The organism is Enterobacter quasiroggenkampii (assembly GCF_043972695.1).
GTDB lineage: Bacteria > Pseudomonadota > Gammaproteobacteria > Enterobacterales > Enterobacteriaceae > Enterobacter > Enterobacter quasiroggenkampii.
This window is the reverse complement of record NZ_CP143745.1, coordinates 952,220-979,025: the sequence shown is the minus strand read 5'-3', so window position 1 is coordinate 979,025 and position 26,806 is coordinate 952,220. Positions and strand designations below refer to the sequence as shown.

Genomic DNA, 26,806 nt, shown 5'->3' with positions numbered 1-26,806 from the left:
CACCAAACCATTCCCTCTCCCCCCGGGGAGAGGATCAAGGTGAGGGGAAGAAGGGATTCACCCAAAAATCTCTTCCACCATCCCGTCCACCAGCCGTTTTGCCGAACAGAGCCTCGGCATTCCCAGCGCGACGGTCTGCCAGTTTTGCGTCACTGACCAGCTCACCGGATGCTTATCCGCCTGACACCAGTCCCCCAGCCAGCCCAGCATGTCTTTATGATCGATCAATCCCGGCGAAGCCGGCGTTGTCAGCCACTGGTGATAAAAATGGCGGGTCGTGGGGGAGGCATTGATGCCCTGCGCCAGATAGTTAGCCGCCATGCTGCGCAGGTTATCCTTAAGCATTGCCGCCACATCTTCGTTTGCGAGACGGCATGCGTCGCCAAATGCCCCCCAGCGCAGCTCCTCCAGGACGATAAAACAGCGCCCGGCCAGCGACCAGCCATCATAATGCCCGGCCCGCCAGCGGGTAAAAATTTGCTCGCTGTGCTCACCCGCCTGCACCGTCAGGCCGCGCTGGGTCAGCGCCTTTTCCTTATAGGCTGCGCGTTGGGTAAAATGAGACACGAGATCGGCGTACTGCTGTGTCAGTCCGGGGGACTGCAGGGTGCGCGGGTGAGTCTGCTGACGCAGCGCTATCAGCTTCTCTGCCATCAGCGTCAGCGCGAGATGACCCGGATCAAGCATGCTGGCCAGTTTTTCCGCCAGCCCCAGGCGCAGCCCCGCATTTTCATTGAGCATCCCCGCCATCGCCCAGGGGCGTAGCCGGGTATGCGTCATGATTTCCTGCGTCAAACGCTCACGAAACTGCAGCTGCTGTGGTCCCAGGCGAGGATGACGCGCTGCGTCTCCCCCCTGCACCAGATCGACCATAAATTTTGGATTAATACACTCCAGCGTTCGCCCGGGGCCGTCCAGTAGTGGTGTTGTCATGGTTGCTCTGCCGCGAATAGGGTTTGAATATCATCGCGTAACAGTCGGGTATCTTCCTGTATCCACGTCGCAGTAGTGATGCTTTGCTTCAACAACTGGCAGAGCGCTCGGGTTGAGTGCTCATTTTGCTGACGCACTGCGAGGCTATCACGCAAGCTTTCCTGTAACCCGGTCAGGCACAACGAAAATTCTGCAAAGAACGTCGCCATTCCTGCCGTAACAGAGACATCGACCTGCGCGGACAAAGCTTTACGTATTTGTTCACAAAACTGATCAATATGTTGCTTAAATTTGTCATGTAGCTGCGCAATGTCGATAACATACCGCGTGCGCGTTTCCACATACTCGTCCCAGCCCCAGCCCGGATTATTGAGCCAACGAGAGACCGTTTCACGCATGCTGCTCCCGCCGGAGGGAGGGACGGTCTGGCTGTCGTCCTGCGCAATCGCATCGTTGAACAGCGCCCGCGTATTGAAGTTAAGCTGGCTTGCCTGAAACGCCGGGAAGCTGATCCGCGCCCGAAAACCCGCATGGCTCAGATGCTCTTTAATACGCGTTTCGATGGGTCGCATGGCTTCGTTCAGGGAGCGTGCCAGCGTGGACTCCAGCTGATCGAAGCGTAACGCCAGCTCCCGGCCGATCTTCGTCTGGGCATCCAGCATCACCTGCTCGCAGGAGGCGCGTAATTTACTCAGCGCAATCTGCGCCTGCCCTTCATCGTCCAGAACCAGCTGCTTCAGCACCTCACCGCGAAGGTTCTGCCGGTCGGTGCCTGGCAAATCAAGAATCGGGTGCGTGCTGAACACCAGGTCAATCTCATGGTGTAGCGCGGTTTTTTGGGACCCGATAAAGTCCGCGGTAGCGCTCAGCGCTTCCTCAACCTCGTGTTTCACCTCATCGCTCACCACGCACTGACGCGTCTGCAAAAGCGCCATGTCCTCTTCCAGACGTGCGATATTCAACTCCAGCGCCTCAAAGGCCACCGTCAGCCCCTGATAGCGGAAATCGAGATACTCGCGGGCATTTTGCGCGTAGTTGAGCAGCTTATGCGAGGCTGAACGCAGCGCGTATAGCGAGGCATTGGCATAGGCTGCGTAAATCAGTTTGCGTATCGGTTGCTCGAAGAGCGAATCTTCCCAGAGCAAATCGGCAGAATGTCGGATATGGTCGATATCGTCCAGGTCCGCCGTACGCCAGCGACGTCCGAGTGCCGCTTCGGCAAAATCCTGCACCCAGGGTTGCTCCTGATGATCCGGCAGTTGCCCGTGCGTACTCAACTCGTAGCGCGCGCGGTTCGCCAGATACGCCCACATGGACGAAACGGGATAAATCTGCCCAGGCGAAATATTGCCTTTCATTAAGGTGCCGGAGATCATCGCCCGGATTTGTTCTTCATCGTCGCTATTGCGATCTTTCTGATCGAATTTATTCACCAGCGCATACAGCGGCACCGATTTTCCCGCCGCGGAAATGGCCTGGCGGACTTCTTCATCAGAGATGGATTTAAGCTGGGTATAATCCATCACGGCCAGCACCGCCGATGCGCGAGAGAGTTGCTCGCTGAGCATTTTTTGCAGATGCGGCTGTCCGGCCTCGTTCGGCCCGGGTGTGTCGAGCAGCGTCAACTGCCCGAGGTGGGCATCCAGGCCCGCAAGATGCACGAACTCCACTTCAATGACCGGGATATGTTCGATAGCCGCATATTCCGAGAACGGAAACGCCACGCCCAGCGCCTGGGAAAGTCTCACCAGGTCATTGAGGCTTTTCAGACAATGAAATATCGGCTGCGCCCCCAGATGATGCTTCTCAAACGCTTCCCCTTTTTCAATGCGCTCCAGCAGCGTATTCATGTCTTTATCAATTTCCAGACGCTGGGCCAGCTTCCCGCGATCGTAATCGCATAACTGTTTCTGAAGCAGTTGGATCAATTCATCAATCGGGGAGGCATGAGAGAAATGCAGCACCGGCTCCTTCTGACCCGGCGTGTGGCGGATCAGCGTCGGCAGCGCCGTCATCGGACGATTGCGGTTCGGCAGCACTTCGGTACCCACAATCGCATTAATGGTGGTCGATTTCCCCGCTTTCATGGTGCCCACAATGGCCAGGACCATTTCCAGCCGGGTTATTTTCCGTAATTCATTATTCAGCATCGCCTGCTGCGCGTCGACGCCGCGCGCGCTAAAATGCAAAGGTAAAACGTTGTTCGTTTCGCCAGTAATAGCAGCCGCAGTGCTCTCCAGCATTGCAGTCGGCATTGATTTCAACGTATCAAGATTTTGCAGGGCAAGCTGTAACAAACGCTCCGCTTCCTGGCTTAATTCAAAAATGGTCTGTGTGTGCATGATAAAAGCCTTTCCTTAACGCAAATTTATTACTTTTATTAAGCCACTTGTTTTAATTATGTCGTTCAGGCTTATATGATCACGTGTGGAAAACATGTTCGCCGAAATATAACTGATTGAAGATAATCAGAAATAATTCACTATCCTTGCATGGCGTGTATAGCTTCTCTCCTGGCCCGTTAGCCAAAAGAAAAAAGCGTAGCCCATTTTTAAGAAACTTCAGGATATATCATCATTATTTATCCACCTAAAAAGAGAGGTAATGCGCCACTGCCATAAGATATGTAGGGCAGTGAAGTCCGGCGATAAATAACAATGTGTCGCTTCACCTTATCCGAAATGGCAGAGCGTAGCAATTTGCTGCAATAAAATATTCGATATATTTATCGTCATTTCTTCCCACCGTGTTAATGGGCATAAGCATCGCTTAACTGACTGACAGAACGTGTCACTCCCGATACGCTTTTTGCCTTTTTTAATTCACAATATCACCGACAACGGTGTGGATTTGCGCTATACTTGCCGCCTTTTTCGGCACCCTGCCGTCATTTTGCTGGCACTTTCCAGCGCGTTTACACTTTTGAGGATACCGATATGTCACTTCCACACTGCCCAAAATGCAATTCTGAATACACCTATGAAGATAATGGCATGTTCATCTGCCCGGAATGCGCTCATGAATGGAATGATGCCGAGCCGGCTCAGGATGCTGATGCGCTCATCGTGAAAGATGCGAACGGCAATCTGCTGGCGGACGGTGACAGCGTTACCGTCGTTAAGGACCTGAAGGTGAAAGGCAGTTCTTCCATGCTGAAAATCGGCACCAAAGTGAAGAATATCCGTCTGGTTGAAGGCGATCATAATATCGACTGCAAAATTGACGGCTTCGGTCCGATGAAACTGAAATCTGAGTTCGTGAAAAAGAACTGATTTACCCGCCCGGTGGCGCTTCGCTTGCCGGGCTTTCGGGAACTACACTTAATGGGCTTTTCTTACGTGAGGTAAAGATTATGCCGTTAAGTCCCTACATCTCTTTCGCCGGCAACTGCGCTGAGGCCACCGCCTTCTACCAGCACGCCGTCGGCGCAGAGCTTCTCTATAAAATTACCTTCGGCGAAATGCCAAAAAGCGATAACAGCGATGAAGGCTGTCCGTCCGGTATGCAATTTCCGGATTCGGCTATCGCCCACTCCAACGTCCGCATTGCGGGCAGCGATATCATGATGAGCGACGGGATGCCGCCCGGCAGTAACACGCAGTACGCGGGCTTTACGCTGGTGCTCGACACCCAGGACGTCAATGAAGGCAAGCGCTGGTTCGACAACCTTGCCGATGGCGGGAATATCGAAATGGCCTGGCAGGAGACCTTCTGGGCGCACGGTTTCGGTAAAGTCACCGACAAATACGGCGTGCCGTGGATGATTAACGTCGTCAAGCAACAAACGTCGTAGGCAGGACACGCGCAGCGCATCCGCCCATAGCGCCGGTGGCGCTGCGCTGACCGGACCTACGGTGATTGTCATCAAACTCCGCTCAACTCTTCAAACTCCCGCAACCTGCACTTAACCCAAATGTCACATTGATGCGCCAGCATGAGGCCACATTTATCGTGAGGCCCAGCACATGCAAACTGTCATCCGCGTCGAGAAACTGAGCAAGACCTTCAATCACAACAAGGCTCTGCATGCCGTTGATCTGACCGTCCGGCAGGGCGACATGGTGGCGCTTCTCGGGCCTTCCGGCTCGGGTAAATCCACCCTTCTGCGCCATTTGAGCGGGCTTATCACCGGCGATAAAACGCCGGAAAGCCACGTCGAGCTGCTGGGTAATACCGTGCAGCGCGCGGGGCGTCTGGCGAGCGATATCCGCAAGAGCCGTGCCCAGACGGGCTACATCTTCCAGCAGTTCAACCTGGTAAACCGCCTGACGGTGCTGGAGAACGTGCTGATTGGCGCGCTCGGCAGCACCCCGTTCTGGCGCACCTGTTTGCGCTGGTTCACCCCTTCCCAGAAGCAAGAAGCCTTACAGGCGCTGACTCGCGTCGGCATGGCGCACTTCGCCCACCAGCGCGTCTCCACCCTGTCCGGTGGACAACAACAGCGCGTGGCGATTGCGCGCGCGCTGATGCAAAAAGCGCAAATCATTCTCGCTGACGAACCCATTGCCTCGCTGGACCCGGAGTCCGCCCGCATCGTGATGGAAACCCTGCGCGACATTAACCAGAACGACGGCATTACCGTGGTGGTCACGCTGCATCAGGTGGATTACGCCCTGCGCTATTGCGAACGCATCGTCGCCCTGCGTCAGGGACACGTGTTCTTTGATGGCGCGAGCCATCAGTTTGATAACGAACGTTTTGACCATCTCTACCGCAGCATTAACCGCGTCGAAGAGAACGCGCAGGCTGCTTAATTAAACCCGATCCGAGGAAAGTACATGAGCTACAAAGCCGTTGCCGCGCTGGCCTTTACCAGCATGTTCAGCCTCAGCACCCTGTTAAGCCCGGCGTATGCACAAGAGCAGGAAAAAGCGCTGAATTTCGGCATTATTTCGACGGAATCACAGCAAAACCTGAAACCTCAGTGGGAACCGTTCCTGAAAGATATGGAAACCAAACTGGGGATCAAAGTGAACGCCTTCTTCGCCCCGGACTATGCAGGCATCATCCAGGGGATGCGCTTTAACAAAGTGGACATCGCCTGGTACGGCAACCTCTCCGCCATGGAAGCGGTGGACCGCGCGAACGGCCAGGTCTTTGCCCAGACCGTCGCGGCAGATGGCTCCCCGGGCTACTGGAGCGTGCTGATCGTCAACAAAGACAGCCCGATCAACAACCTCAATGACATGCTCGCCAAACGCAAAGAGCTGACCTTCGGCAACGGCGATCCGAACTCTACCTCCGGCTACCTGGTCCCTGGCTACTACGTCTTCGCCAAAAACAACGCCTCTGCCAGCGACTTCAAACGCACGGTAAACGCCAGCCATGAAACCAACGCTCTGGCCGTGGCCAACAAGCAGGTGGATGTTGCCACCAACAACACCGAGAACCTCGACAAGCTGAAGACCTCCGCACCGGACAAGCTGAAAGAGATCAAGGTTATCTGGAAATCCCCGCTGATCCCCGGCGACCCGATCGTGTGGCGTAAAAACCTGTCCGAAAGCACCAAGGACAAGGTGTACGACTTCTTTATGACCTATGGCAAAACGCCGGAAGAGAAAGCGGTCCTCGAACGTCTGGGCTGGGCGCCGTTCCGCCCGTCAAGCGACCTGCAGCTGGTCCCGATTCGCCAGCTGGCGCTGTTTAAAGAGATGCAGGGCGTGAAGGACAACAAAGGCCTGAAGGACGAGGAGAAGACCAGCAAAGTGGCCGCGATTCAGGCCCAGCTTGAAGACCTCGACCGCCTGACCGCCGCGCTCGGCGCGATGACCAGCGTGAATAAAGCGGTGCAGTAACGCTTTTCGCCCGGTGGCGCTGCGCTTACCGGGCCTACATTTTGGATCGTAGGCCGGATAAGCGTAGCGCCATCCGGCACACAAAGACCTGCGGAGTAATACATGCAAACCATCACCCTCCCACCGCCAAAGCGCAGCTGGTTCTCGCTTATAAGCTGGGCCATCCTGCTGGCGGTGCTGGTTATCTCCTGGAAGGGCGCGGAAATGGATCCGCTGCTGCTCTTCAAAGACGCGGGCAACATGGCGACCTTCGCCGCCGACTTCTTCCCGCCGGACTTCAGCCAGTGGCAGGACTACCTCAGCGAAATGGCGGTCACCCTGCAAATCGCCGTCTGGGGCACCGCGCTGGCCGTTATTCTCTCTGTTCCGTTTGGCCTGATGAGCGCCGAAAACATCGTGCCGTGGTGGGTATACCAGCCCATGCGCCGCCTGATGGACGCCTGTCGAGCGATCAACGAAATGGTCTTTGCGATGCTGTTCGTGGTCGCCGTCGGCCTGGGTCCGTTTGCGGGCGTCATGGCGCTGTTCATCCACACCACCGGTGTGCTCTCCAAGCTGCTCTCCGAGGCGGTCGAAGCCATTGAGCCCGGTCCGGTGGAAGGCATTCGCGCGACCGGCGCCAACAAAATCGAAGAGATCCTCTACGGCGTTCTGCCACAGGTGATGCCGCTGCTGATCTCCTACTCCCTGTACCGCTTTGAGTCCAACGTCCGCTCCGCCACCGTCGTCGGCATGGTCGGCGCAGGCGGGATTGGCGTCACCCTGTGGGAAGCGATTCGCGGTTTCCAGTTCCAGCAAACCTGTGCCCTGATGGTGCTTATCATCATCACCGTCAGCCTGCTGGATTTCCTCTCTCAACGTTTGCGTAAGCACTTCATCTGAGAAGCGAGGCTTTGTTTTCTATGCACTTATCCAGACATCCGACCAGTTACCCTACCCGCTGGCAAGAGATTGCGGCGAAGCTCGAAGTGGAGCTGCGCACGCACTACCGCTGCGGAGACTACCTTCCTGCCGAGCAGCAGCTTGCCGACCGCTATGAAGTGAACCGACACACCCTGCGCCGTGCCATTGACCAGCTGGTCGAGCGCGGCTGGGTCCAGCGCCGTCAGGGCGTGGGCGTGCTGGTGCTGATGCGCCCGTTCGACTACCCGCTTAACGCCCAGGCGCGCTTTAGCCAGAACCTGCTGGATCAGGGCAGCCACCCGACCAGCGAAAAGCTGCTCTCTGTCTTACGCCCGGCCTCCAGCCACGTGGCGGACGCGCTGGGTATTCAGGAGGGCGACAACGTCATCCACCTGCGCACCCTGCGCCGGGTCAACGGCGTCGCGGTGTGCCAGATAGACCACTACTTCGCGGATCTCACCCTCTGGCCAGTGCTGCAGAATTTCTCCAGCGGTTCGCTACATGATTTTCTCCAGAATGCGACAGGCATTGCGCTGAAACGCACCCAGACGCGTATCAGCGCCCGCCGCGCGCAGGCGAAAGAGAGCAAAGTGCTCGAAATCCCCAATATGGCCCCGCTGCTCTGCGTGCGCACCCTCAACCACCGTGACGGCGAGATCGACGCGACGGAATATTCCGTCAGCCTGACCCGCGCCGACATGATCGAATTCACCATGGAGCACTGAATGCACTTCGACACCGCCACCCGACAGCGCTGGATGCGCGTGCTGGCCCACAGCCAGCCTGCTGCGCTGTCTGCCCGCATGAACGCCCTTAGCCTGGCTCCCGGGTACGACATCCTCCGCGCGCCGGAGATCGGCCTCGTGCAGATCCAGGCGCGCATGGGCGGCACCGGCGAGCGCTTTTTCGCCGGGGATGCCACCCTCACCCGCGCAGCGATCCGCCTGCACAGCGGCACGCTGGGCTACAGCTACGTGCTGGGGCGTGATAAAGCCCACGCCGAGCGCTGCGCGGTCATCGACGCGCTTTTACAGGAACCACCGCATTTCCAGACGCTGATGGAAACCCTTATTTCCCCGCTGGAGGCCGACCGCGCCGCACGTCTTGCCGCGCGTCAGGCCGAAGTGAATACCAGCCGGGTCGACTTCTTTACGCTCGTTCGCGGAGACAACGCATGACGCTTCAACCTGCTTTTACCCTGGCCGTCCAGGATGCCCAACACAGTTTTCGTCGCCTGCTGAAGGCCATGAGCGAGCCGGGCGTGATTGTCTCGCTGCACCAGCTCTCCCAGGGCTGGCTGCCGCTGAATCTGGCCACCACCAGCGTACTGCTGACCCTGGCCGACAACGATACCCCGGTATGGCTTTCGGGCGCCCTGTCGAACGACATCGCCAGCCAGAACCTGCGTTTTCACACCGGCGCTCCGCTGGTCGATCAGCCCCGGCAGGCGATCTTTGCCGTGGCCGACGAACAAATCAGCCATGAACAGCTGAATGCCCTGAGCGAAGGCACCGCCGTCGCCCCGGAAACCAGCGCCACGCTGATTTTGCAGGTCGCCAGCCTGAGCGGCGGCCGCATGCTGCGCCTGACCGGCGCAGGCATCGCCGAAGAACGCATGGTCGCGCCGCAGCTGCCGGAGTGCATCATTCACGAGCTGACCGAGCGCCCGCACCCGTTCCCGCTGGGCATTGACCTGATCCTGACCTGCGGCGAGCGCCTGCTGGCCATCCCGCGGACCACCCACGTGGAGGTGTGCTGATGTACGTTGCCGTCAAAGGGGGCGAGAAGGCCATCGCCGCCGCCCATGCGCTGCAGGCGCACAGACGACGGGGCGATGAACAGCTCCCCGAGCTGAGCGTCGCCCAAATCGAGCAGCAGCTAAACCTCGCCGTAGACCGGGTAATGACCGAGGGCGGCATCGCCGACCGAGAACTGGCGGCTCTGGCCCTGAAGCAGGCCAGCGGTGATAACGTGGAAGCGATCTTCCTGCTGCGCGCCTACCGCACCACGCTGGCGAAACTGGCGGTCAGCGAGCCGGTGAATACGGCGGAGATGCGCCTGGAGCGCCGCATTTCTGCCGTTTATAAAGACATCCCCGGCGGCCAGCTGCTTGGCCCTACCAGTGACTACACCCATCGCCTGCTGGATTTTACCCTGCTGGCTAACGGCGAGACGTCGCCGCTCAGCACCTCTGACGCCGAACAGGAACCGTCCCCGCACGTCTTCAGCCTGCTGGCGAAACAGGGCCTGGCGAAGGCGGAGGAGGACTCCGGCGCGCAGCCGGATGACATCACCCGCACGCCGCCGGTCTACCCGTGTTCACGCTCGTCCCGCCTGCAGCAGCTGATGCGCGGCGACGAAGGCTATCTGCTGGCGCTGGCCTACTCCACCCAGCGAGGCTACGGGCGTAACCATCCGTTTGCCGCCGAAATTCGCAGCGGCTACATCGACGTTGAAATCGTGCCGGAAGAGCTGGGATTTGCGGTGAACGTCGGCGAACTGCTGATGACAGAATGCGAAATGGTGAACGGTTTTGTTGCCCCCGAAAATGAAGACCCGCACTTTACCCGCGGCTACGGGCTGGTGTTTGGCCTTGGCGAGCGCAAGGCGATGGCCATGGCGCTGGTCGACCGCGCCCTGCAGGCGCCGGACTACGGCGAACACAACGCGGGCCCGGCACAGGACGAAGAGTTCGTCCTGGCCCACGCGGATAACGTCGAGGCCGCGGGCTTCGTCTCGCACCTCAAGCTGCCGCACTACGTCGATTTCCAGGCCGAACTGGAACTGCTGAAACGCCTGCAACGGGAGCGCAAACATGGCTAACTTAAGCGGCTACAACTTTGCCTATCTGGATGAGCAAACCAAACGCATGATCCGCCGAGCGATACTTAAAGCGGTGGCGATCCCGGGCTATCAGGTGCCGTTCGGCGGCCGCGAAATGCCGATGCCCTACGGCTGGGGCACGGGCGGTATTCAGATCACCGCCAGCGTGATCGGCGAGGCGGACGTGCTGAAGGTCATCGACCAGGGCGCGGACGACACCACCAACGCCGTGTCGATCCGCAACTTCTTTCAGCGGGTAACGGGCGTCGCGACCACGGAAAAAACCGAAGACGCGACGCTGATCCAGACCCGCCACCGCATTCCGGAAACCCCGCTCGCTGAAGATCAGATTCTGATTTTCCAGGTGCCGATCCCGGAGCCGCTGCGCTTTATCGAGCCGCGCGAAACCGAAACCCGCACCATGCACGCCCTGGAAGAGTACGGGGTCATGCAGGTGAAGCTGTATGAGGATATCGCCCGCTTCGGCCATATCGCCACCACCTACGCCTACCCGGTGAAGGTCAACGGGCGCTACGTCATGGACCCGTCGCCGATCCCGAAATTTGACAACCCGAAGATGGACATGATGCCCGCCCTGCAGCTGTTCGGTGCCGGACGTGAAAAACGCATCTACGCCGTCCCGCCCTACACGCGTGTCGAAAGCCTGGATTTCGACGATCACCCGTTTACGGTGCAGGAGTGGGACGAGCCGTGCGCCATCTGCGGATCCAAACACAGCTATCTGGATGAAGTAGTGCTGGATGACACGGGCAAACGGATGTTTGTCTGCTCCGACACCGATTTTTGCCGCCAACAGAGCGAGGCGAACGGCCAATGAAACCGCTGCTTTCGGTTAACAACCTGACCCACCTGTATGCGCCGGGCAAAGGCTTTAGCGACGTGTCGTTCGAGCTGTGGCCGGGCGAAGTGCTGGGGATTGTCGGCGAGTCCGGCTCAGGCAAAACCACCCTGCTGAAGTCCATCTCCGCGCGCCTGACGCCGCAGAACGGCGACATTTTGTATGAGGGCGCCTCCCTCTACGGCATGAGCGAGGCCGAACGCCGCCGCCTGCTGCGCACCGAGTGGGGCGTGGTGCACCAGCACCCGATGGACGGCCTGCGCCGTCAGGTCTCTGCGGGGGGCAACATCGGCGAACGCCTGATGGCCACCGGCGCGCGCCACTACGGCAATATCCGCGCTACGGCGCAGCGCTGGCTGGAAGAAGTGGAAATTCCCGCGTCGCGCATCGACGACCTGCCCACCACCTTTTCCGGCGGTATGCAGCAGCGCCTGCAGATCGCCCGCAACCTGGTCACGCACCCGAAGCTGGTGTTTATGGATGAACCCACCGGCGGGCTGGACGTCTCGGTGCAGGCGCGCCTGCTCGACCTGCTGCGCGGCCTGGTGGTAGAGCTGAACCTGGCAGTGGTGATTGTCACCCACGATCTGGGCGTTGCGCGCCTGCTGGCGGACCGCCTGCTGGTGATGAAGCAGGGTCGAGTGGTGGAAAGTGGGTTAACCGACCGTGTGCTCGACGATCCCCACCATCCCTACACCCAGCTGCTGGTGTCGTCCGTGTTGCAGAACTGAGGTTGCTGCTGCCGGGTGGCGCTGCGCTTACCCGGCCTACGAATAGCGCACCTGTAGGCCGGGTAAGGCGTAGCCGCCACCCGGCAACACGAACACCGCATCTTGTAGGCCGGGTAAGGCGAAGCCGCCACCCGGCAAAACAAATCGCGAGGCCAACATGATCCACGTACAAAACGTAAGTAAAACCTTTGTGCTCCACCAGCAAAACGGCGTACGTCTGCCGGTGCTGCAAAATGCCTCTCTGGAGGTTAATCGCGGCGAATGCGTGGTGCTGCACGGCCACTCCGGCAGCGGAAAATCGACCCTGCTGCGCTCCCTCTACGCCAACTATTTGCCCGACGAAGGCCATATTCATATTCGCCACGGCGATGAATGGGTCGACCTGGTACAGGCCCCCGCGCGGAAGGTGCTGGACGTGCGCCGCACCACGATCGGCTGGGTGAGCCAGTTTCTGCGGGTGATCCCGCGGATCTCCGCCCTCGACGTGGTGATGCAGCCGCTGCTGGATCTCGGCGTGCCGCGCGAAACCTGCGCCGCCAAAGCCGCCAGCCTGCTGACGCGCCTCAATGTGCCCGAGCGCCTCTGGCACCTTGCCCCGTCGACCTTTTCCGGCGGCGAGCAGCAGCGCGTCAATATCGCCCGCGGCTTTATCGTCGACTACCCGATTTTACTTCTGGATGAACCCACCGCCTCGCTCGACAGCAAAAACAGCGCCGCCGTGGTGGAACTGATCGAACAGGCCAAAGCGCGCGGGGCGGCGATCGTCGGGATCTTCCACGACGAGAGCGTTCGCACCCGCGTCGCGGACCGGCTGCACCCAATGGGGACTCCCGCATGATTATCAATAACGTCAAGCTGGTACTGGACAATGAGGTGGTTGGCGGCTCGATTGAGATCCAGGACGGAACAATCCGCGCGTTTGCCGAAACCCAGAGCCGCTCACCCGAAGCGATGGACGGCGACGGCGGCTGGCTGCTGCCGGGGCTGATCGAACTGCATACCGATAATCTGGACAAGTTCTTCACGCCACGGCCGAAGGTGGACTGGCCCGCGCATTCAGCGATGAGCAGCCACGACGCGCTGATGGTCGCCAGCGGCATCACCACCGTACTGGACGCGGTGGCCATCGGTGACGTGCGCGACGGCGGCGACCGTCTGGAGAACCTGGAGAAGATGATCAACGCCGTGGAGGAGACGCAAAAACGCGGCCTCAACCGCGCCGAGCACCGCCTGCACCTGCGCTGCGAGCTGCCGCACCACACCACCCTGCCGCTGTTTGAAAAGCTGGTCGGCCGCGAGCCGGTCTCGTTGGTCTCCCTGATGGACCACTCGCCGGGGCAGCGTCAGTTCGCCAACATTGAAAAGTATCGCGAATACTATCAGGGCAAATATTCTCTCAGCGATGCGGAGATGGCCCGTTACGAAGAAGAGCAGCTGGCGCTTGCGGCACAGTGGTCCCAGCCTAACCGTCTCAGGATTGCGGCGATGTGCCGGGACCGTAATATCGCGCTGGCCAGCCATGACGACGCCACACACGATCACGTGGTCGAATCCCATCAGCTTGGCAGCGTGATCGCCGAATTTCCCACCACGTTCGAGGCGGCTGAAGCCTCCCGCAAGCACGGCATGAACGTGCTGATGGGCGCACCGAACATCGTGCGCGGCGGCTCACACTCCGGCAACGTCGCGGCAAGCAAGCTCGCTTCCCTTGGCCTGCTGGATATCCTCTCGTCCGACTATTACCCCGCCAGCCTGCTCGACGCGGCGTTCCGGGTGGCCGACGACGAGGGCAACCGCTTTACGCTGCCGCAGGCGATTCGTCTGGTGACGAAAAACCCGGCCTCGGCGCTTAACCTGCAGGATCGCGGCGAGATAGCCGAAGGCAAGCGGGCGGATCTGGTGCTGGCCCACCGCAAGGGCGAGCACATCCATATCGACCACGTCTGGCGTCAGGGAAAGAGGGTGTTCTGATGGGAAGACTTATCTGGTTAATGGGGCCGTCCGGCTCCGGTAAGGACAGCCTGCTGTCCGCCTTACGGCAGCAGGAGCATCCGCAACTGCTGGTAGCGCACCGGTACATTACCCGGGCGGCGAATGCGGGGAGTGAAAACCATATCGCCCTGAGCGAGCAGGAGTTTTTCACCCGTGCCGGGCAAAATCTGCTGGCGCTGAGCTGGCACGCCAACGGCTATTACTACGGGATCGGTATCGAGACCGATCTGTGGCTGCATGCGGGGTTCGACGTGCTGGTCAACGGTTCACGGGCGCATCTTTCGCAAGCGCGCGCCCGCTATGGAGCGGCCCTGCTGCCGGTCTGCCTGCAGGTTTCACCGGACGTCCTGCGCAGCCGGTTGCAGAGCCGGGGGCGTGAATCCGCCCGTGAGATCGACCAGCGGCTGGAGCGTGCGGCCCGCTATACCCCGTCCGACTGCCACGTCCTCAATAACGACGGAAGTTTGCTACAGTCAGTCGAGATCTTTTTATCGCTTATCCGTCAGAAGGAGAAACAGCATGCCTGACTGCACGCTTCGTCCCGCCACCGCCGACGATGCGCAAATCGTTTACGCGTTAATCTGCGAGTTAAAGCAGGCCGAGTTCGATCGCCAGGCGTTTCACGCGGGCTATCTTGCCAATTTGCAGGATCGCAATATGCGCTATCAGCTTGCCGAACTGGACGGGCAGGTGATCGGCATGATCGGCCTGCACCTGCAGTTTCATCTCCATCACGCGCGCTGGATCGGCGAGATCCAGGAGCTGGTGGTGATGCCGCAGGCGCGCGGATTAAAGGTGGGCAGCCAACTGCTGGCCTGGGCGGAAGGGGTAGCACGAGAGGCCGGCGCGGAGCTGACCGAACTCTCCACCAGCGTGAAGCGCGTGGACGCCCATCGTTTTTACGTTCGTGAAGGATATACGCAGAGCCATTTCCGATTCACCAAACCGCTGTAGAGGTGCGCTATGAGTCTGACCATCACGTTGACGGGAACCGGTGGCGCCCAGTTGGTGCCGGTCTTTGGCTGCGACTGCGCGGCGTGTCGCCGGGCGCGCCTGCAGGATAACTATCGCCGTCGCCCGTGCAGCGCGGTAGTGAAATTCAACGATGCTGTCACCCTGCTGGATGCCGGTATTCCGCACCTGATGGACGACTGGGCCGCAGGCAGCTTTCAGCAATTTTTGCTGACCCATTACCATATGGATCACGTCCAGGGACTCTTCCCCCTGCGCTGGGGCGTGGGCGCGACGATCCCCGTTTACGGTCCGCCGGATGAAGCAGGATGCGACGACCTGTTTAAACATCCGGGGATTCTGGATTTCAGCCACACGGTCGACCCCTTTGTTATGTTTGAGCTTCAGGGTATGCGGGTCACGCCGCTGCCGCTCAACCATTCGAAACTGACCTTCGGGTATTTGCTGGAGTCGGCCCACAGCCGCGTGGCCTGGCTGTCCGACACCGCCGGACTGCCGGAAAAAACGGTGAAGTTCCTGCTCAACAATCAACCGCAGGTGATGATTATCGACTGCAGCCATGCACCGCGCGACGAAACGCCGCAAAACCATTGCGACTTAAATACCGTGATGGCGCTAAACGAGGTGATTGGCTGTCTGCAGGTGATCCTGACGCACATCAGCCATCAGTTTGACGTGTGGATGATGGATAACCCACTGCCCGACGGCATTGAAGCGGGGTATGACGGGATGGTGTTGGTACTGGACTGAGTTTTGCCGGGTGGCGGCTGCGCCTTACCCGGCCTACGGTCCAGGTTTTTGCAGGCCTGCGTCAGCGAAGCGCCACCAGGCTTTAGCCTCGATCGTAATCGTCTTCTAACCTGCGCTCATCCTCTTCTAACCGACGCCTGTCGTCATCCAGCTGGCGCTGGCGCTCGTCTAAACGGCGGCGTCTGTCTTCGAGCTGCCGACGACGATCGTCGTACTGTCGACTGTCGATTTGACGGCTGCGGTCATAACGATCGTCGTCGTCATTGCTGCGGCTGCTGCTGGGGTTGTAGGCATCGTTGATCGCCTGCTGAATGTTGCCAATAGCATCATCAACAATGTCGGCATGAGCCAGTTGGCTGGTGAGAGACAGCAGACCAAATAACAGAGCAGTTGAGTAACGTTTCATAAGGCCAGACTCGCAGGTGAACTGGCCTTACGATAATGAACAGCAGGAAACGGGGGTAGCGGAGGAATCTCAAATTACCATGACCTTCCGCAGAGCCTGCGCCAGCTGCGCCCGCGTAAACGGCTTACGCAATAACGGAACGTCCGGCAGTTGAGGGTTATGCGTGGGCCGTAAATCCTGTCCGCTGATCAGCAGCACCGGAAGCTGCGGATAGTGACTGCGCACATGGCTAATCACCTCGGCCCCGCTCAGGCTTCCGGGCAACATCAGGTCGCTGATAAACATGCCAATATCCGGCGACGCCGCCAGCATGCTCAGCGCCTGCTCGCTGTTGTCCGCTTCGAGCGTCAGATAGCCAAGCTGGTGCAACTGCTCGCACAGGGTCTGACGGACATCCGCTTCATCCTCCAGCACCAGCACCAGGCGCTCGCTCTCGACGGAGGCGGTGGCTGACAGCGCTTCATCAACTGCAGCGGCGGGCTGCGTCGAGCGCGGGAGGTGAAGCCGCACGGTCGTTCCCTGTCCCGGCGCGCTTTCAATCTCCACGCGACCACCGGACTGGCGCACAAAGCCGTACACCATCGACAGGCCTAACCCGCTCCCGCTCCCGGTCTGTTTGGTGGTGAAGAACGGTTCAAAGACGCGGGATTTGACCTCCTGCGACATGCCGCTGCCGCGGTCAATGACTTCCAGCGCCACCATATCCTGCCTGCGTCCGTCGCTGCGGGTAACGCGCTGATTCCAGGTGCGAATTTTAATCACCCCGCTTTGCCCTTCCATCGCATCACGCGCGTTCATCACCAGATTAATGATGGCGTTTTCCAGCTGGCTGACGTCGATCCATGCGGGCCATGCCGGGGATTGCGCTTCAATTTCCAGGGTCAGGGTGGCGGGCAAGGAGTGACGCAGCAGTTCCCGGAGGTTCTCCAGCAGCGGCTGCATCTCTACCGCATGCGGCGTCAGGGATTGCTTGCGGGAAAACGCCAGCAGGCGCTGGGTCAGTAAGGCGCCACGCTCGGCCGCCTTCAGCGCCCGGGTAATGCGCGGCGCGTCGTTTGATTCGGGGTCGGTGAGCTCAAGACTGCCGATGATCACCGCCAGCAGGTTATTAAAATCATGCGCCAGCCCGCCCGTCAGCTGCCCAACGGCCTTCATTTTCTGGCTGTGCAGCAGCGCCTCTTCCAGCCCCTGACGCTCAATGCGGTCGATCTCCATCTGCGTGGTTTTTTCTTTCAGCAGGCGCGTGGTGTGCTCAAGCGAGGCGGTATTGCGGGCAAAAACGTTAAACGCGCGCGCCAGTTCACCCAGCTCATCGCGCCGCTGCAGCGCGGGGACGGACACATCCTGTTCGCCGTGAGCAAGACGCGACATCGCCCGGGAAATGGCCGTCAGGTTGGAGGCCAGATTGCGGTAGATATACCAGCAGGCACACCCGGTGATGATCAGCGCCAGCACGGCGAAAATGGTGATAAATACGCTGATGGATTGCAGTTCGTGATGGCTCTGGGCGGTGCGAAGCCGGGAGGCCTGCGCCACCTGCTCCACGTACTGATTGATGTCGCTGTTGAGGATCGCCACCAGCGCCTTGATGTGGAACATATACCAGCTTATCGCCAGATCGCTCTCCTCCAGCTGCTTCGACAGCGGGGCGAGCTGACCTAGCTCGGCATTAAAATCAGGCAGAACCGTCTTTACGACCGGCTGTACGGCACGCCGGGGCAGCGTTGCAGCCACCGCGTCCAGTTGCCGGATGGTCGCGCGCGGCGAAGGGGTATCGATGGCGGCGGCGATCAGCCGGTCCATCTCCATCAGCTGCTGTGCATCCGGTACGTTACTGTCATAACGGCGGTTGATGTCCTGCAGATGGCGCAGGTAGCTCTGGCTTTGATATAGCGAGCTCAGCAGCGCGTTACGCTCCAGATGGCGTCGCTGTCCGCGCTCCAGCATCTCCGTCACGCTCTGCTGTAACTCATTGCTTCGTTGAATAATACGCGCCACCAGGGCTGGCTCCTGCTGCGCCAGCGGCGCCTCCGCAAGCTGTTCCAGCGAATGGCGCAGGGCCATTTGCGTCTGCTTCAGGCGCTCGGCTTCCCCTTTGTACTCGAGCGCCCCCACCACCTGCGAGAGCCGCACCGCCGCCGTCGCCACGTTGGCGGTATCGCGGGCCAGGTTCATGCTGCCGGTCATATCGTCCAGCGTTTGCTGCTGCACCTGCTCCTGGATTTGACTGGCGTGACGGAAGCCGAGTACCGCCACGCCGCTCACCATCAGCGTCACGGCGACCACCAGCAGATTGAAAATCAGCAGGCGACCGCGGGCGCTGGCGAAGAACGGGGGGCGGTGTGATGGCATGGATTGAGGCTCCTTTGCGGTTTGTTGTCCCCTCACCCTAACCCTCTCCCCAAAGGGGCGAGGGAATAATTTGCTTCCTCTCCCTTTCAGGGAGAGGGCCGGGGTGAGGGTAATTCAATAACTGTGATCCACATTAGCTATTCATAACTATGACAAATATGAACAGCTTCTGACATTTTGCATTTACGCACCTGTGATGAAGTGCAGAAATCGGCATTCACAGGAGATCCGCCATGAGCAGAACCCCGGTATTAGAGATGCGCAGCATTGCCAAAACGTTTGGCAGTTTCCACGCGCTCAAGGGTGTGGATTTGACGGTTTTTCCCGGTGAGATCCACGCGCTGATGGGCGAAAACGGCGCGGGAAAAAGCACGCTGATGAAAATCCTCGCGGGGGCCTATACCGCGACCAGCGGCGAGATCCTGATCGACGGTCAGCCGTTTCACATTAAAGGGCCGAAAGATGCGCTGGCCGCAGGCATCACCCTGATTTATCAGGAGATGCAGCTCGCGCCCAATCTGACCGTAGCCGAAAATATCTTCCTCGGCAGCGAGCTGTCGCGCGGCGGGATGGTGCAGCGCAAAGAGATGGCTGCCCAGGCGCAGGCGGTGATTGACCGCCTCGGCGCGCAGTTCAGCGCCACCGATCTGGTAATGAAACTGACCATAGCCGAACAGCAGCAGGTGGAAATTGCCCGCGCGCTGCACCGCAACAGCCGCATTCTGGTGATGGATGAACCCACCGCCGCCCTCTCCTCGCGGGAAACGCATCGCCTGTTTGAACTGATTTTGCGCCTGCGCGATGAAGGGATGGCAATCATCTATATCAGCCACCGCATGGCGGAAGTGTATGAACTCTCTGACCGCGTCAGCGTTCTGCGCGACGGGCAGTACGTCGGCAGTCTGACGCGCGACAAGCTCAACGCTTCCGAGCTGGTGCGCATGATGGTGGGACGACCGTTAAGCGACCTGTTCAACAAGGAGCGTGATATCCCCCTCGGCAGCCCGCGCCTCAACGTGCACCACCTCACCGACGGTAAAAAAGTACAGCCCTGCAGCCTGCAGGTGCGTTCCGGCGAAATCGTCGGGCTGGCGGGGTTGGTCGGGGCCGGACGTTCCGAGCTGGCACAACTCATCTTCGGCGTGCGCAAAGCCACGGGCGGCATGATTGAGGTCGACGGCGAGCCGGTGGTGATCCACTCCCCGCGTGCGGCCATCGAAAATGGCATCGGTTTTCTCACCGAGAACCGCAAGGAGCAGGGACTGTTTCTGGAGCTGGCGGCGCAGGAGAACATCACCATGGCGACGCTGGAGCGCGACGCCACCTTCGGCATGTTAAACCGCAAAAAAGCGCAGGCCATCTCCGATGACGCCATCGCCCTGCTTAACATCCGCGTGCCGCATGCTCAGGTGCGCGCGGGCGGGCTGTCGGGCGGCAACCAGCAGAAGCTGCTCATCTCCCGCTGGGTCGCCATCGGCCCGCGCATTCTGATTCTGGACGAACCCACGCGCGGCGTGGACGTCGGGGCGAAAAGCGAGATCTACCGCATCATGAACCAGATGGCGCGCAAAGGGGTGGCGATTTTGATGATCTCCAGCGAGCTGCCGGAAGTGGTGGGGATGAGCGACCGGGTGTACGTGATGCGCGAAGGCAGCATCGCGGGCGAGCTTCACGGGCGTGACATCTCTCAGGAAAACATTATGACGCTGGCAACTGGCGTGAACGACACTCATCATCAGGCGGTGTAACCATGACAACTCCAACCCATCCGCAGCAGGTGGCAAAATCCGCCTCCGCCAAAAAAATGCTGATGAGCGATCTGATGCAAACGGTCGGTATTTTGCCAATTCTTATCCTGATTGTGGCGGTATTTGGCTTTATTGCCCCGAACTTCTTTACCGAGAGCAACCTGCTCAACATTACCCGTCAGGCGTCGATCAACATCGTGCTGGCGGCGGGAATGACCTTCATTATCCTCACCGGCGGGATTGATCTCTCCGTGGGGTCGATTCTCGGCACCACGGCGGTGGCCGCGATGGTGGTATCGCTCATTCCCGAATTCGCCGGGCTGTCCATTCCCGCCGCGCTGATGCTCGGCATGGTGCTGGGCCTGTTTAACGGCGCGCTGGTGGCCTTTGCCGGGCTGCCGCCCTTTATCGTCACGCTCGGCACCTACACGGCGCTGCGCGGCGCGGCGTACCTGCTGGCCGACGGCACGACGGTCATTAACTCGAACATCAACTTCGAGTGGATCGGCAATAACTATCTCGGCCCAATTCCCTGGCTGGTGGTGATCGCCCTGGCGGTCATTGTGGTGTGCTGGTTCATCCTGCGCCGTACCACGCTCGGCGTTCATATCTACGCCGTGGGCGGCAACATGCAGGCGGCGCGCTTAACGGGCATTAAGGTCTGGCTGGTGCTGCTGTTTGTCTACGGCATGAGCGGCCTGCTCTCCGGCCTCGGCGGCGTCATGAGCGCCTCACGCCTCTACAGCGCTAACGGCAACCTCGGCACGGGTTACGAGCTGGATGCGATTGCGGCGGTGATCCTTGGCGGCACCAGCTTTGTCGGCGGGATCGGCACGATCACCGGCACGCTGGTCGGCGCATTGATCATCGCCACCCTCAACAACGGCATGACGCTGATGGGCGTCTCCTACTTCTGGCAGCTGGTGATCAAAGGGGCGGTGATCATCATTGCGGTGCTGATCGACAAATACCGTACCCGACACCATCAAAGTGCATAACAACAATACCCTACGAGTGAGGAAGACAAGATGCGTTTGAAACCGTTAGTAACCGCGCTCTGTGCTGGCGCGCTGCTTGCCGCAACGCCGTTTGCGCAGGCGAAAGATCTGAAGTCCATTGGCGTGACGGTGGGTGACCTGGCTAACCCGTTCTTCGTGCAGATCACCAAAGGTGCCGAGCTGGAAGCGCGCAAGCTGGCGGGGGATAACGTCAAGGTGACGCTGGTCTCCAGCGGGTACGATCTGGGCCAGCAGGTGGCGCAGATCGACAACTTCATCGCCGCGAAAGTGGACATGATCATCCTCAACGCCGCGGACTCCAAAGGGATCGGCCCGGCGGTGAAGCGCGCGAAGGACGCCGGGATCGTGGTCGTGGCGGTTGACGTGGCGGCGGAAGGGGCTGATGCGACCATCACCTCCGATAACACCCAGGCGGGTGAGATGGCCTGTAAGTACATTACCGACCGCCTGAAAGGGAAAGGCAACGTGGTGATCATCAACGGACCGCCGGTCTCAGCGGTGCAAAACCGCGTGGAAGGTTGCCAGACGGAGTTCAAAAAACATCCGGATATCAAGGTGCTCTCGGATAACCAGAACGCCAAAGGCAGTCGTGAAGGCGGTCTGGAAGTCATGACCTCCCTGCTGGCGGCCAATCCGAAGATCGACGGCGTGTTTGCGATTAACGATCCGACGGCGATCGGCGCCGATCTGGCCGCGAAACAGGCGCAGCGCAATGAGTTCTTTATCGTTGGCGTGGATGGTTCACCGGACGGTGAGGAAGCGCTGAAGCGTGAAAACTCGCTGTTTGTGGCGACCCCGGCGCAGGATCCGCAGGTCATGGCGGCAAAAGCGGTGGAGATCGGCTATGACATTCTCCAGGGCAAACCTGCGCCGAAAGCGCCCGTGCTGATCCCGGTGACGATGATCGATAAAAAGAACGTCGGCACGTATAAGGGGTGGACGGTTAAATGATCCTTTTCCCTCTTCCGCAGGGAGAGGGAACTGTTTTCAAGGAGTCCCCATGAAACGCTCCGACATTAACGAAATCCTCGGCCACACGCGGCAGTTTTTCTCCATGCACGACGTTCATCTCCCGCCTTTTGCCAGCTTTCCGCCAACGAAATGGCAGCAGCTTGACCAGGCCGCATGGCAGGAAGTGTTCGACCTCAGGCTCGGCTGGGACGTGACGGCATTCGGCGGCAATAACTTTGCCGCTGAGGGCCTGACGCTGTTTACCCTGCGCAACGGCTCGCCTAACGGCGTGCCGTATGAAAAAAACTATGCCGAAAAAATCATGCACGTGCGTGACGGCCAGGTCACGCCGATGCATTTTCACTGGCGGAAACGGGAAGACATCATCAACCGGGGCGGCGGGAATCTGATCGTGGAATTATGGAATGCCGGGGCGCATGAAGAGACGGAAAACACCGACGTGACGGTCACCGTCGACGGCTGCCGTCAAACCCACGCCCCCGGCAGCCAGCTGCGCCTCACGCCAGGGGAAAGCATCTGCCTGACGCCCGGTCTTTACCACAGTTTCTGGGGCGAACGCGGCTTCGGCGACGTGCTGGTCGGGGAAGTGTCCTCGGTCAATGACGATGAACACGACAACCACTTTTTGCAGCCCGTTGCCCGCTATAACAACATCGAAGAAGACGAGCCGGCGCTGCTGGTGCTGTGCAACGAGTACAACCTGTTTCGGATATAAGGGGTGAATGATGCCATTGATTTCTCTTGCCGACGGTCTTGCCCACGCCAGACAACACCGCTATGCGCTGGGCGCGTTTAACGTGCTCGATTCCCACTTCCTGCGCGCGCTGTTCGCCGCCGCAAAGCAGGAGCGCTCGCCGTTTATCATCAACATCGCCGAAGTGCACTTTAAGTACGTGTCGCTGGATTCCCTTGTCGAAGCGGTGAAGTTCGAAGCCGCCCGTCACGACATTCCCGTGGTGCTCAATCTCGACCACGGCCTGCATTTTGACGCCGTGGTGCGCGCCCTGCGCTTAGGGTTCAGCTCGGTGATGTTCGACGGCTCTACGCTGAGCTATGAGGAAAACATCCGCCAGACGCGGGAAGTGGTGAAGATGTGCCACGCGGTGGGCGTCTCGGTGGAGGCGGAGCTGGGCGCGGTCGGGGGGGATGAAGGCGGCGCGCTTTACGGACATGCGGATGAAGCCTTCTTCACCGACCCACAGCTGGCGCGCGAATTTGTCGATTCAACCGGCATCGACGCGCTGGCGGTGGCTATCGGTAACGCGCACGGCAAATACAGGGGCGAGCCGAAGCTCGATTTCCCGCGCCTGGACGCCATTCGCCAGCAGACGGGACTGCCGCTGGTTTTACACGGCGGCTCCGGGATTAGCGATGCCGACTTCCGCCGCGCCATCGAGCTGGGCATTCATAAAATCAATTTCTATACCGGGATGTCGCAGGCCGCGCTCGCCGCCGTGGAGCAGCGTATGGCAAAACGCCAGCCGCTCTACGACGAGTTTGCCGAGCTGCTGCTGGGCATAGAAGAGGCGATTACGGATACAGTCGCCGAACAGATGCGCATCTTTGGCAGCGCGGGGCAGGCATAATGGAACGCAAAGGCATCATCGCCGCAGGCAATATGCTGGTGGACCACGTCCACCAGATCGTGCAGTGGCCGGAGCGCGGCTGGCTGGCGGAAATCACCCACAGCGAACGCTCAACCGGTGGCGCGCCGCTCAACGTCCTGCTGACGCTGGCGAAAATGCACGTTGGCCTGCCGCTGCAGGCGGTGGGGCTGATCGGGGAAGACAGCGACGGGGACTACATTCTGGCGATGCTCGACCAGTACCACGTCAACCGCCAGCGCGTACAGCGCACCACCTTTGCGCCAACCTCCATGTCGCAGGTGATGACCGATCCCAGCGGACAGCGCACCTTTTTCCACTCACCGGGGGCCAACCGCCTGCTGGATCTTCCCGCTTTCGATCGCTTAGACGGATCGATGAAGATCTTCCATCTCGGCTATCTCCTGCTGCTCGACAGCCTGGATATGCCCGATGACGAGTTCGGCACCCGCAGCGCGCGGCTGCTGGCACAAATGCGTGACCAGGGGTATGAAACCTCGCTCGACCTGGTTTCCCGCAAGGGTGACCCACGCTATCAGCCGCTGGTGCTCCCTGCCCTGCGCCATCTCGACTATCTGGTCATTAACGAGCTGGAGGCCGGTGAGTTTAGCGGCCTGACAATGCGTGATGAAAACGACGCCCCGCACATTGCCCATATCGCCGATGCCGCGGCGCAGCTGCTGGCGGCAGGCGTACGCCAGCGGGTGGTGATCCACTGCCCGGAAGGCGCATGGGGAGAAGCCCGCGGTGAAGAGGGTCGCTGGATCCCGTCATGGATGCTGGAGCAGGAAGAGATTATCGGCAGCGTCGGCGCGGGCGATGCCTTTTGCGCGGGCTTTTTATACGGCTGCCATGAATCGCTGCCGCTGACAGAGAGTATTTATCTGGCGCACGCCTGCGCGCGGGCAAGCCTACTGGCGGCCAATGCGATTGACGGTGCAAAAACGCTGGCCGAGCTGCAGGCGTTTATTCGCGAGAGCGTTTAATTTAACAATAATTGCGATATTTCATTACAGTTCTATGAATTTTACATCCCCGAACTACACTCTCTCCATCTGGCATATTCGGCGTGGGCAGCACACTGTCCGCACACTTTTCCGAAATGAGATAGAAAGAGGACAAGGGAAAAATGTTCGCAGCCATCATCATCGGTATTTTCATTATCAGCGTTATTTATGCGCATTCACGCGGCAAAGAAAAACAGACGCTTTCTCGTCAGCTCTTCGACCATTCGACGTTCATGGCGCCCATCAATATGTTTATGACGGCGTTTTCTTCCCTGCCCGCCAGGCAGCCTTTCTTTGAAACAGAACGCTTCCCGGAATTAAATAAGCTGACGGAAAACTGGCTGGTTATTCGCGAAGAGGCGCTGCGTTTGCAGCATCATATTAAGGCGGCGGAAAATAATAACGACGCTGGCTTTAACACCTTTTTTAAACGCGGCTGGAAACGTTTTTATCTGAAGTGGTATGCCGATGCCCATCCCTCCGCGCAGTCTTTATGCCCGGTGACGACCCGGCTGGTAAGTGAAATCCCCTCGGTGAAGGCGGCCATGTTTGCCGAGCTGCCGGCGGGGGCGAAGCTTGGCAAGCACCGGGACCCGTACGCGGGCTCGGTTCGTTACCATCTGGGCTTATTCACACCGAATGACGATCGCTGCTTTATTGAAGTCGACAGGCAGCGCCACAGCTGGCGGGATGGAGAAGCCGTTATTTTTGATGAGACCTACGTCCACTGGGCAGAGAATAAAACGGATCAAACGCGCATTATTCTCTTCTGTGATATTGAGCGTCCGATGAAATGGCGCTGGGCGCAGGCGGTTAACCATTGGGTGGGAACCACGCTAATGTCTGCAGCCAGCTCACCGAATGACGAGAATGACAGCACTGGCGGCATTAACCGCATTTTTAAATACGTTCATGCAGGTCGCGAGCGGGGGCAGCGTCTGAAAAAAAGAAACCGTAAGGCCTATTACGCCCTCAAGTATCTGTGCATCGCTGCAATCTTTGCCGCCATCATTGTTCCGGCGATAACGTAAGCCTTATGCCGCCTGTTCGGGCCGGCTCACATCGGTGGCAAACACGTAACCCAGCCCGCGGATCGTTTTGATCAGCGCAGGCTGATGCGGGTTAGCCTCTATTTTCCGGCGCAGGCGCATGATCAGCACGTCAATCGTGCGATCGAACACGTCCGCGCTTTCGCTGTGGGTCAGCTCGAGCAGCCTGTCACGGCTCAGCACCCGACGGGCATTTTGCGTGAGCGCCAGCAGCAGGCCGTACTCGCCCTGGGTTAAGGGCACGGGATTACGCTGCGGATCGCTCAGCTCGCAGCGGGTGGTATCAAGCGTCCATCCGTTAAACGCAATGCCCGCGACGGGCGCTGCGGGAGCTTCCGCCGCCAGCACGCCCGTACGGCGCAGCACCGCTTTCACGCGGGCAACCACCACACGCGGGTTGAACGGTTTGCCAATATAATCGTCGGCCCCCATCTCCAGCCCCACCACCACGTCTGACTCGCTGCCCAGCCCGGTTAACATCACAACCGGTAGCGCCGGACGCTGCTTTTGCAGCTGCAGCAGAACCTGCAGGCCATTAATATCCGGCAGCATCATATCCAGCAGCACAAGCGCGATATTTGTCTCCTGTTGTACCCGGCGCAGCGCATCCTGGCCGTTATGGCAGACAAGCACGCTAAAGACGTGCTCGCTCAGCACGTCCTGAAGCAGTTCGCAGACTGCCGTATCGTCATCAACCACCAGAATCGCCGGTTTCATCGTATGCTTCCGTCAGGGGATTATGTTAAGTCTGAACTATTCTGCCGTCGGCTCCAGTCAAAAGGTTTTTTCAGTGACGGAAATTCAACCCATGTCACATCCGCCGCCCTGTCGACACGTCAATTTTGACGATTGGCTGCTTTTTGTCAGGGTTTTCACCCCGAATGGGCCGTA

28 protein-coding genes are annotated in these 26,806 nt (G+C 59.4%); 23 read left to right on the top strand and 5 right to left on the bottom strand.

The features are described from left to right. Nucleotides 1-57: 57 nt before the first annotated feature. Nucleotides 58-933 carry a diguanylate cyclase regulator RdcB family protein gene (locus V1572_RS04655; RefSeq protein ID WP_045909207.1) on the bottom strand — a complete coding sequence of 292 codons (876 nt, stop codon included), beginning with the start codon at nucleotides 931-933 and terminating at the stop codon, nucleotides 58-60. Continuing rightward, on the bottom strand, nucleotides 930-3,275 hold the full coding sequence (gene crfC / locus V1572_RS04650; protein ID WP_063622844.1) for a clamp-binding protein CrfC: 2,346 nt from the start codon (nucleotides 3,273-3,275) through the stop codon (nucleotides 930-932). The genes V1572_RS04655 and crfC overlap by 4 nt, the downstream gene beginning before the upstream one ends. 594 nt (nucleotides 3,276-3,869) lie before the next feature. Here crfC and V1572_RS04645 point away from each other — a divergent pair. The 16 genes from V1572_RS04645 to phnP all read left to right on the top strand — a co-directional run bounded on the left by V1572_RS04645 (nucleotide 3,870) and on the right by phnP (nucleotide 15,758). Continuing rightward, complete coding sequence (locus tag V1572_RS04645) at nucleotides 3,870-4,205, top strand: zinc ribbon domain-containing protein YjdM (RefSeq protein WP_008500067.1); 336 nt, start codon at nucleotides 3,870-3,872, stop codon at nucleotides 4,203-4,205. 80 nt (nucleotides 4,206-4,285) lie between these two features. Then, a complete protein-coding gene (gene yjdN, locus V1572_RS04640; RefSeq protein ID WP_252077969.1) occupies nucleotides 4,286-4,726 on the top strand; it encodes a VOC family metalloprotein YjdN in 441 nt (146 codons plus the stop codon). Nucleotides 4,727-4,898: 172 nt separating this feature from the next. Further along, on the top strand, nucleotides 4,899-5,687 hold the full coding sequence (gene phnC, locus V1572_RS04635; protein ID WP_023618659.1) for a phosphonate ABC transporter ATP-binding protein: 789 nt from the start codon (nucleotides 4,899-4,901) through the stop codon (nucleotides 5,685-5,687). Nucleotides 5,688-5,711: 24 nt separating this feature from the next. After that, nucleotides 5,712-6,728 (top strand): phosphonate ABC transporter substrate-binding protein, encoded by a 1,017-nt coding sequence (gene phnD, locus V1572_RS04630; protein ID WP_024906756.1) that lies wholly within the window; start codon nucleotides 5,712-5,714, stop codon nucleotides 6,726-6,728. 102 nt (nucleotides 6,729-6,830) lie between these two features. Then, nucleotides 6,831-7,610 (top strand): phosphonate ABC transporter, permease protein PhnE, encoded by a 780-nt coding sequence (gene phnE, locus V1572_RS04625; RefSeq protein ID WP_045909202.1) that lies wholly within the window; start codon nucleotides 6,831-6,833, stop codon nucleotides 7,608-7,610. Between the two features lie 20 nt (nucleotides 7,611-7,630). Beyond that, nucleotides 7,631-8,356 carry a phosphonate metabolism transcriptional regulator PhnF gene (gene phnF, locus V1572_RS04620; protein WP_023326523.1) on the top strand — a complete coding sequence of 242 codons (726 nt, stop codon included), beginning with the start codon at nucleotides 7,631-7,633 and terminating at the stop codon, nucleotides 8,354-8,356. Further along, a complete protein-coding gene (gene phnG / locus V1572_RS04615; RefSeq protein WP_045909201.1) occupies nucleotides 8,357-8,809 on the top strand; it encodes a phosphonate C-P lyase system protein PhnG in 453 nt (150 codons plus the stop codon). It begins immediately after the preceding gene. After that, nucleotides 8,806-9,390 (top strand): phosphonate C-P lyase system protein PhnH, encoded by a 585-nt coding sequence (gene phnH / locus V1572_RS04610; RefSeq protein ID WP_262805839.1) that lies wholly within the window; start codon nucleotides 8,806-8,808, stop codon nucleotides 9,388-9,390. Before phnG ends, phnH begins: the two co-directional genes overlap by 4 nt. Next, the gene (locus tag V1572_RS04605) at nucleotides 9,390-10,454 is read left to right on the top strand and encodes a carbon-phosphorus lyase complex subunit PhnI (protein WP_395299735.1); all 1,065 of its coding nucleotides are present in this window, start codon (nucleotides 9,390-9,392) and stop codon (nucleotides 10,452-10,454) included. The genes phnH and V1572_RS04605 overlap by 1 nt, the downstream gene beginning before the upstream one ends. Continuing rightward, a complete protein-coding gene (locus tag V1572_RS04600) occupies nucleotides 10,447-11,292 on the top strand; it encodes an alpha-D-ribose 1-methylphosphonate 5-phosphate C-P-lyase PhnJ (protein ID WP_032650644.1) in 846 nt (281 codons plus the stop codon). The genes V1572_RS04605 and V1572_RS04600 overlap by 8 nt, the downstream gene beginning before the upstream one ends. Next, nucleotides 11,289-12,044: a phosphonate C-P lyase system protein PhnK gene (phnK, locus tag V1572_RS04595; protein ID WP_111967834.1), complete on the top strand. Its 756-nt coding sequence runs from the start codon at nucleotides 11,289-11,291 to the stop codon at nucleotides 12,042-12,044. The genes V1572_RS04600 and phnK overlap by 4 nt, the downstream gene beginning before the upstream one ends. Before the next feature lie 157 nt (nucleotides 12,045-12,201). Further along, nucleotides 12,202-12,882 carry a phosphonate C-P lyase system protein PhnL gene (phnL, locus tag V1572_RS04590; RefSeq protein ID WP_048226483.1) on the top strand — a complete coding sequence of 227 codons (681 nt, stop codon included), beginning with the start codon at nucleotides 12,202-12,204 and terminating at the stop codon, nucleotides 12,880-12,882. Next, entirely contained in the window at nucleotides 12,879-14,015 is a 1,137-nt protein-coding gene (gene phnM, locus V1572_RS04585; protein WP_048226481.1) for an alpha-D-ribose 1-methylphosphonate 5-triphosphate diphosphatase, read from the top strand. Before phnL ends, phnM begins: the two co-directional genes overlap by 4 nt. Then, nucleotides 14,012-14,563 (top strand): ribose 1,5-bisphosphokinase, encoded by a 552-nt coding sequence (gene phnN, locus V1572_RS04580; protein WP_086374964.1) that lies wholly within the window; start codon nucleotides 14,012-14,014, stop codon nucleotides 14,561-14,563. Before phnM ends, phnN begins: the two co-directional genes overlap by 4 nt. Then, nucleotides 14,556-14,990 carry an aminoalkylphosphonate N-acetyltransferase gene (phnO, locus tag V1572_RS04575; RefSeq protein ID WP_045909193.1) on the top strand — a complete coding sequence of 145 codons (435 nt, stop codon included), beginning with the start codon at nucleotides 14,556-14,558 and terminating at the stop codon, nucleotides 14,988-14,990. The genes phnN and phnO overlap by 8 nt, the downstream gene beginning before the upstream one ends. Before the next feature lie 9 nt (nucleotides 14,991-14,999). Next, nucleotides 15,000-15,758, top strand: coding sequence for a phosphonate metabolism protein PhnP (phnP, locus tag V1572_RS04570; protein WP_395299734.1), 759 nt, complete (start codon nucleotides 15,000-15,002; stop codon nucleotides 15,756-15,758). Nucleotides 15,759-15,840: 82 nt separating this feature from the next. Here phnP and yjdP read toward each other — a convergent pair whose 3' ends face one another. Continuing rightward, on the bottom strand, nucleotides 15,841-16,164 hold the full coding sequence (yjdP, locus tag V1572_RS04565; RefSeq protein ID WP_033144428.1) for a DDRRRQL repeat protein YjdP: 324 nt from the start codon (nucleotides 16,162-16,164) through the stop codon (nucleotides 15,841-15,843). Between the two features lie 69 nt (nucleotides 16,165-16,233). Then, on the bottom strand, nucleotides 16,234-18,516 hold the full coding sequence (locus tag V1572_RS04560; protein ID WP_395299733.1) for an ATP-binding protein: 2,283 nt from the start codon (nucleotides 18,514-18,516) through the stop codon (nucleotides 16,234-16,236). 233 nt (nucleotides 18,517-18,749) lie between these two features. Here V1572_RS04560 and V1572_RS04555 point away from each other — a divergent pair, with 233 nt between their 5' ends. The 7 genes from V1572_RS04555 (at nucleotide 18,750) to lpxO (ending at nucleotide 25,897) form a co-directional block, all read left to right on the top strand. Then, a complete protein-coding gene (locus tag V1572_RS04555) occupies nucleotides 18,750-20,264 on the top strand; it encodes a sugar ABC transporter ATP-binding protein (protein ID WP_371899537.1) in 1,515 nt (504 codons plus the stop codon). Nucleotides 20,265-20,266: 2 nt separating this feature from the next. Beyond that, on the top strand, nucleotides 20,267-21,262 hold the full coding sequence (locus V1572_RS04550) for an ABC transporter permease subunit (RefSeq protein WP_048030254.1): 996 nt from the start codon (nucleotides 20,267-20,269) through the stop codon (nucleotides 21,260-21,262). Between the two features lie 30 nt (nucleotides 21,263-21,292). Then, nucleotides 21,293-22,234, top strand: coding sequence for an ABC transporter substrate-binding protein (locus V1572_RS04545; protein WP_021242935.1), 942 nt, complete (start codon nucleotides 21,293-21,295; stop codon nucleotides 22,232-22,234). A 49-nt stretch (nucleotides 22,235-22,283) separates the two neighbouring features. Continuing rightward, entirely contained in the window at nucleotides 22,284-22,970 is a 687-nt protein-coding gene (locus tag V1572_RS04540) for a D-lyxose/D-mannose family sugar isomerase (protein ID WP_045909188.1), read from the top strand. Nucleotides 22,971-22,980: 10 nt separating this feature from the next. Next, nucleotides 22,981-23,841, top strand: a complete 861-nt coding sequence (locus tag V1572_RS04535) for a ketose 1,6-bisphosphate aldolase (protein WP_262802677.1) — start codon at nucleotides 22,981-22,983, stop codon at nucleotides 23,839-23,841. Then, on the top strand, nucleotides 23,841-24,845 hold the full coding sequence (locus V1572_RS04530; RefSeq protein ID WP_045909186.1) for a carbohydrate kinase family protein: 1,005 nt from the start codon (nucleotides 23,841-23,843) through the stop codon (nucleotides 24,843-24,845). The genes V1572_RS04535 and V1572_RS04530 overlap by 1 nt, the downstream gene beginning before the upstream one ends. A 143-nt stretch (nucleotides 24,846-24,988) precedes the next feature. Further along, nucleotides 24,989-25,897 (top strand): lipid A hydroxylase LpxO, encoded by a 909-nt coding sequence (lpxO, locus tag V1572_RS04525; RefSeq protein WP_008500041.1) that lies wholly within the window; start codon nucleotides 24,989-24,991, stop codon nucleotides 25,895-25,897. 3 nt (nucleotides 25,898-25,900) lie between these two features. Here the strand turns inward: lpxO and V1572_RS04520 are convergent, their stop codons facing one another. Further along, nucleotides 25,901-26,632, bottom strand: a complete 732-nt coding sequence (locus V1572_RS04520; protein WP_223539887.1) for a response regulator — start codon at nucleotides 26,630-26,632, stop codon at nucleotides 25,901-25,903. Nucleotides 26,633-26,806: the final 174 nt, after the last annotated feature.

Coding starts and splice junctions, on each gene's coding strand:
- V1572_RS04545 (WP_021242935.1), top strand. CDS start 21,293: ATGCGTTTGAAACCGTTAGTAACCGCGCTCTGTGCTGGCGCGCTGCTT.
- V1572_RS04605 (WP_395299735.1), top strand. CDS start 9,390: ATGTACGTTGCCGTCAAAGGGGGCGAGAAGGCCATCGCCGCCGCCCAT.
- phnG (WP_045909201.1), top strand. CDS start 8,357: ATGCACTTCGACACCGCCACCCGACAGCGCTGGATGCGCGTGCTGGCC.
- phnC (WP_023618659.1), top strand. CDS start 4,899: ATGCAAACTGTCATCCGCGTCGAGAAACTGAGCAAGACCTTCAATCAC.
- V1572_RS04530 (WP_045909186.1), top strand. CDS start 23,841: ATGGAACGCAAAGGCATCATCGCCGCAGGCAATATGCTGGTGGACCAC.
- phnK (WP_111967834.1), top strand. CDS start 11,289: ATGAAACCGCTGCTTTCGGTTAACAACCTGACCCACCTGTATGCGCCG.
- V1572_RS04535 (WP_262802677.1), top strand. CDS start 22,981: ATGCCATTGATTTCTCTTGCCGACGGTCTTGCCCACGCCAGACAACAC.
- phnP (WP_395299734.1), top strand. CDS start 15,000: ATGAGTCTGACCATCACGTTGACGGGAACCGGTGGCGCCCAGTTGGTG.
- phnL (WP_048226483.1), top strand. CDS start 12,202: ATGATCCACGTACAAAACGTAAGTAAAACCTTTGTGCTCCACCAGCAA.
- phnF (WP_023326523.1), top strand. CDS start 7,631: ATGCACTTATCCAGACATCCGACCAGTTACCCTACCCGCTGGCAAGAG.
- lpxO (WP_008500041.1), top strand. CDS start 24,989: ATGTTCGCAGCCATCATCATCGGTATTTTCATTATCAGCGTTATTTAT.
- V1572_RS04540 (WP_045909188.1), top strand. CDS start 22,284: ATGAAACGCTCCGACATTAACGAAATCCTCGGCCACACGCGGCAGTTT.
- phnE (WP_045909202.1), top strand. CDS start 6,831: ATGCAAACCATCACCCTCCCACCGCCAAAGCGCAGCTGGTTCTCGCTT.
- yjdN (WP_252077969.1), top strand. CDS start 4,286: ATGCCGTTAAGTCCCTACATCTCTTTCGCCGGCAACTGCGCTGAGGCC.
- phnO (WP_045909193.1), top strand. CDS start 14,556: ATGCCTGACTGCACGCTTCGTCCCGCCACCGCCGACGATGCGCAAATC.
- V1572_RS04520 (WP_223539887.1), bottom strand. CDS start 26,632: ATGAAACCGGCGATTCTGGTGGTTGATGACGATACGGCAGTCTGCGAA.
- V1572_RS04645 (WP_008500067.1), top strand. CDS start 3,870: ATGTCACTTCCACACTGCCCAAAATGCAATTCTGAATACACCTATGAA.
- phnM (WP_048226481.1), top strand. CDS start 12,879: ATGATTATCAATAACGTCAAGCTGGTACTGGACAATGAGGTGGTTGGC.
- V1572_RS04560 (WP_395299733.1), bottom strand. CDS start 18,516: ATGCCATCACACCGCCCCCCGTTCTTCGCCAGCGCCCGCGGTCGCCTG.
- V1572_RS04600 (WP_032650644.1), top strand. CDS start 10,447: ATGGCTAACTTAAGCGGCTACAACTTTGCCTATCTGGATGAGCAAACC.
- phnH (WP_262805839.1), top strand. CDS start 8,806: ATGACGCTTCAACCTGCTTTTACCCTGGCCGTCCAGGATGCCCAACAC.
- V1572_RS04550 (WP_048030254.1), top strand. CDS start 20,267: ATGACAACTCCAACCCATCCGCAGCAGGTGGCAAAATCCGCCTCCGCC.
- V1572_RS04655 (WP_045909207.1), bottom strand. CDS start 933: ATGACAACACCACTACTGGACGGCCCCGGGCGAACGCTGGAGTGTATT.
- V1572_RS04555 (WP_371899537.1), top strand. CDS start 18,750: ATGAGCAGAACCCCGGTATTAGAGATGCGCAGCATTGCCAAAACGTTT.
- crfC (WP_063622844.1), bottom strand. CDS start 3,275: ATGCACACACAGACCATTTTTGAATTAAGCCAGGAAGCGGAGCGTTTG.
- yjdP (WP_033144428.1), bottom strand. CDS start 16,164: ATGAAACGTTACTCAACTGCTCTGTTATTTGGTCTGCTGTCTCTCACC.
- phnD (WP_024906756.1), top strand. CDS start 5,712: ATGAGCTACAAAGCCGTTGCCGCGCTGGCCTTTACCAGCATGTTCAGC.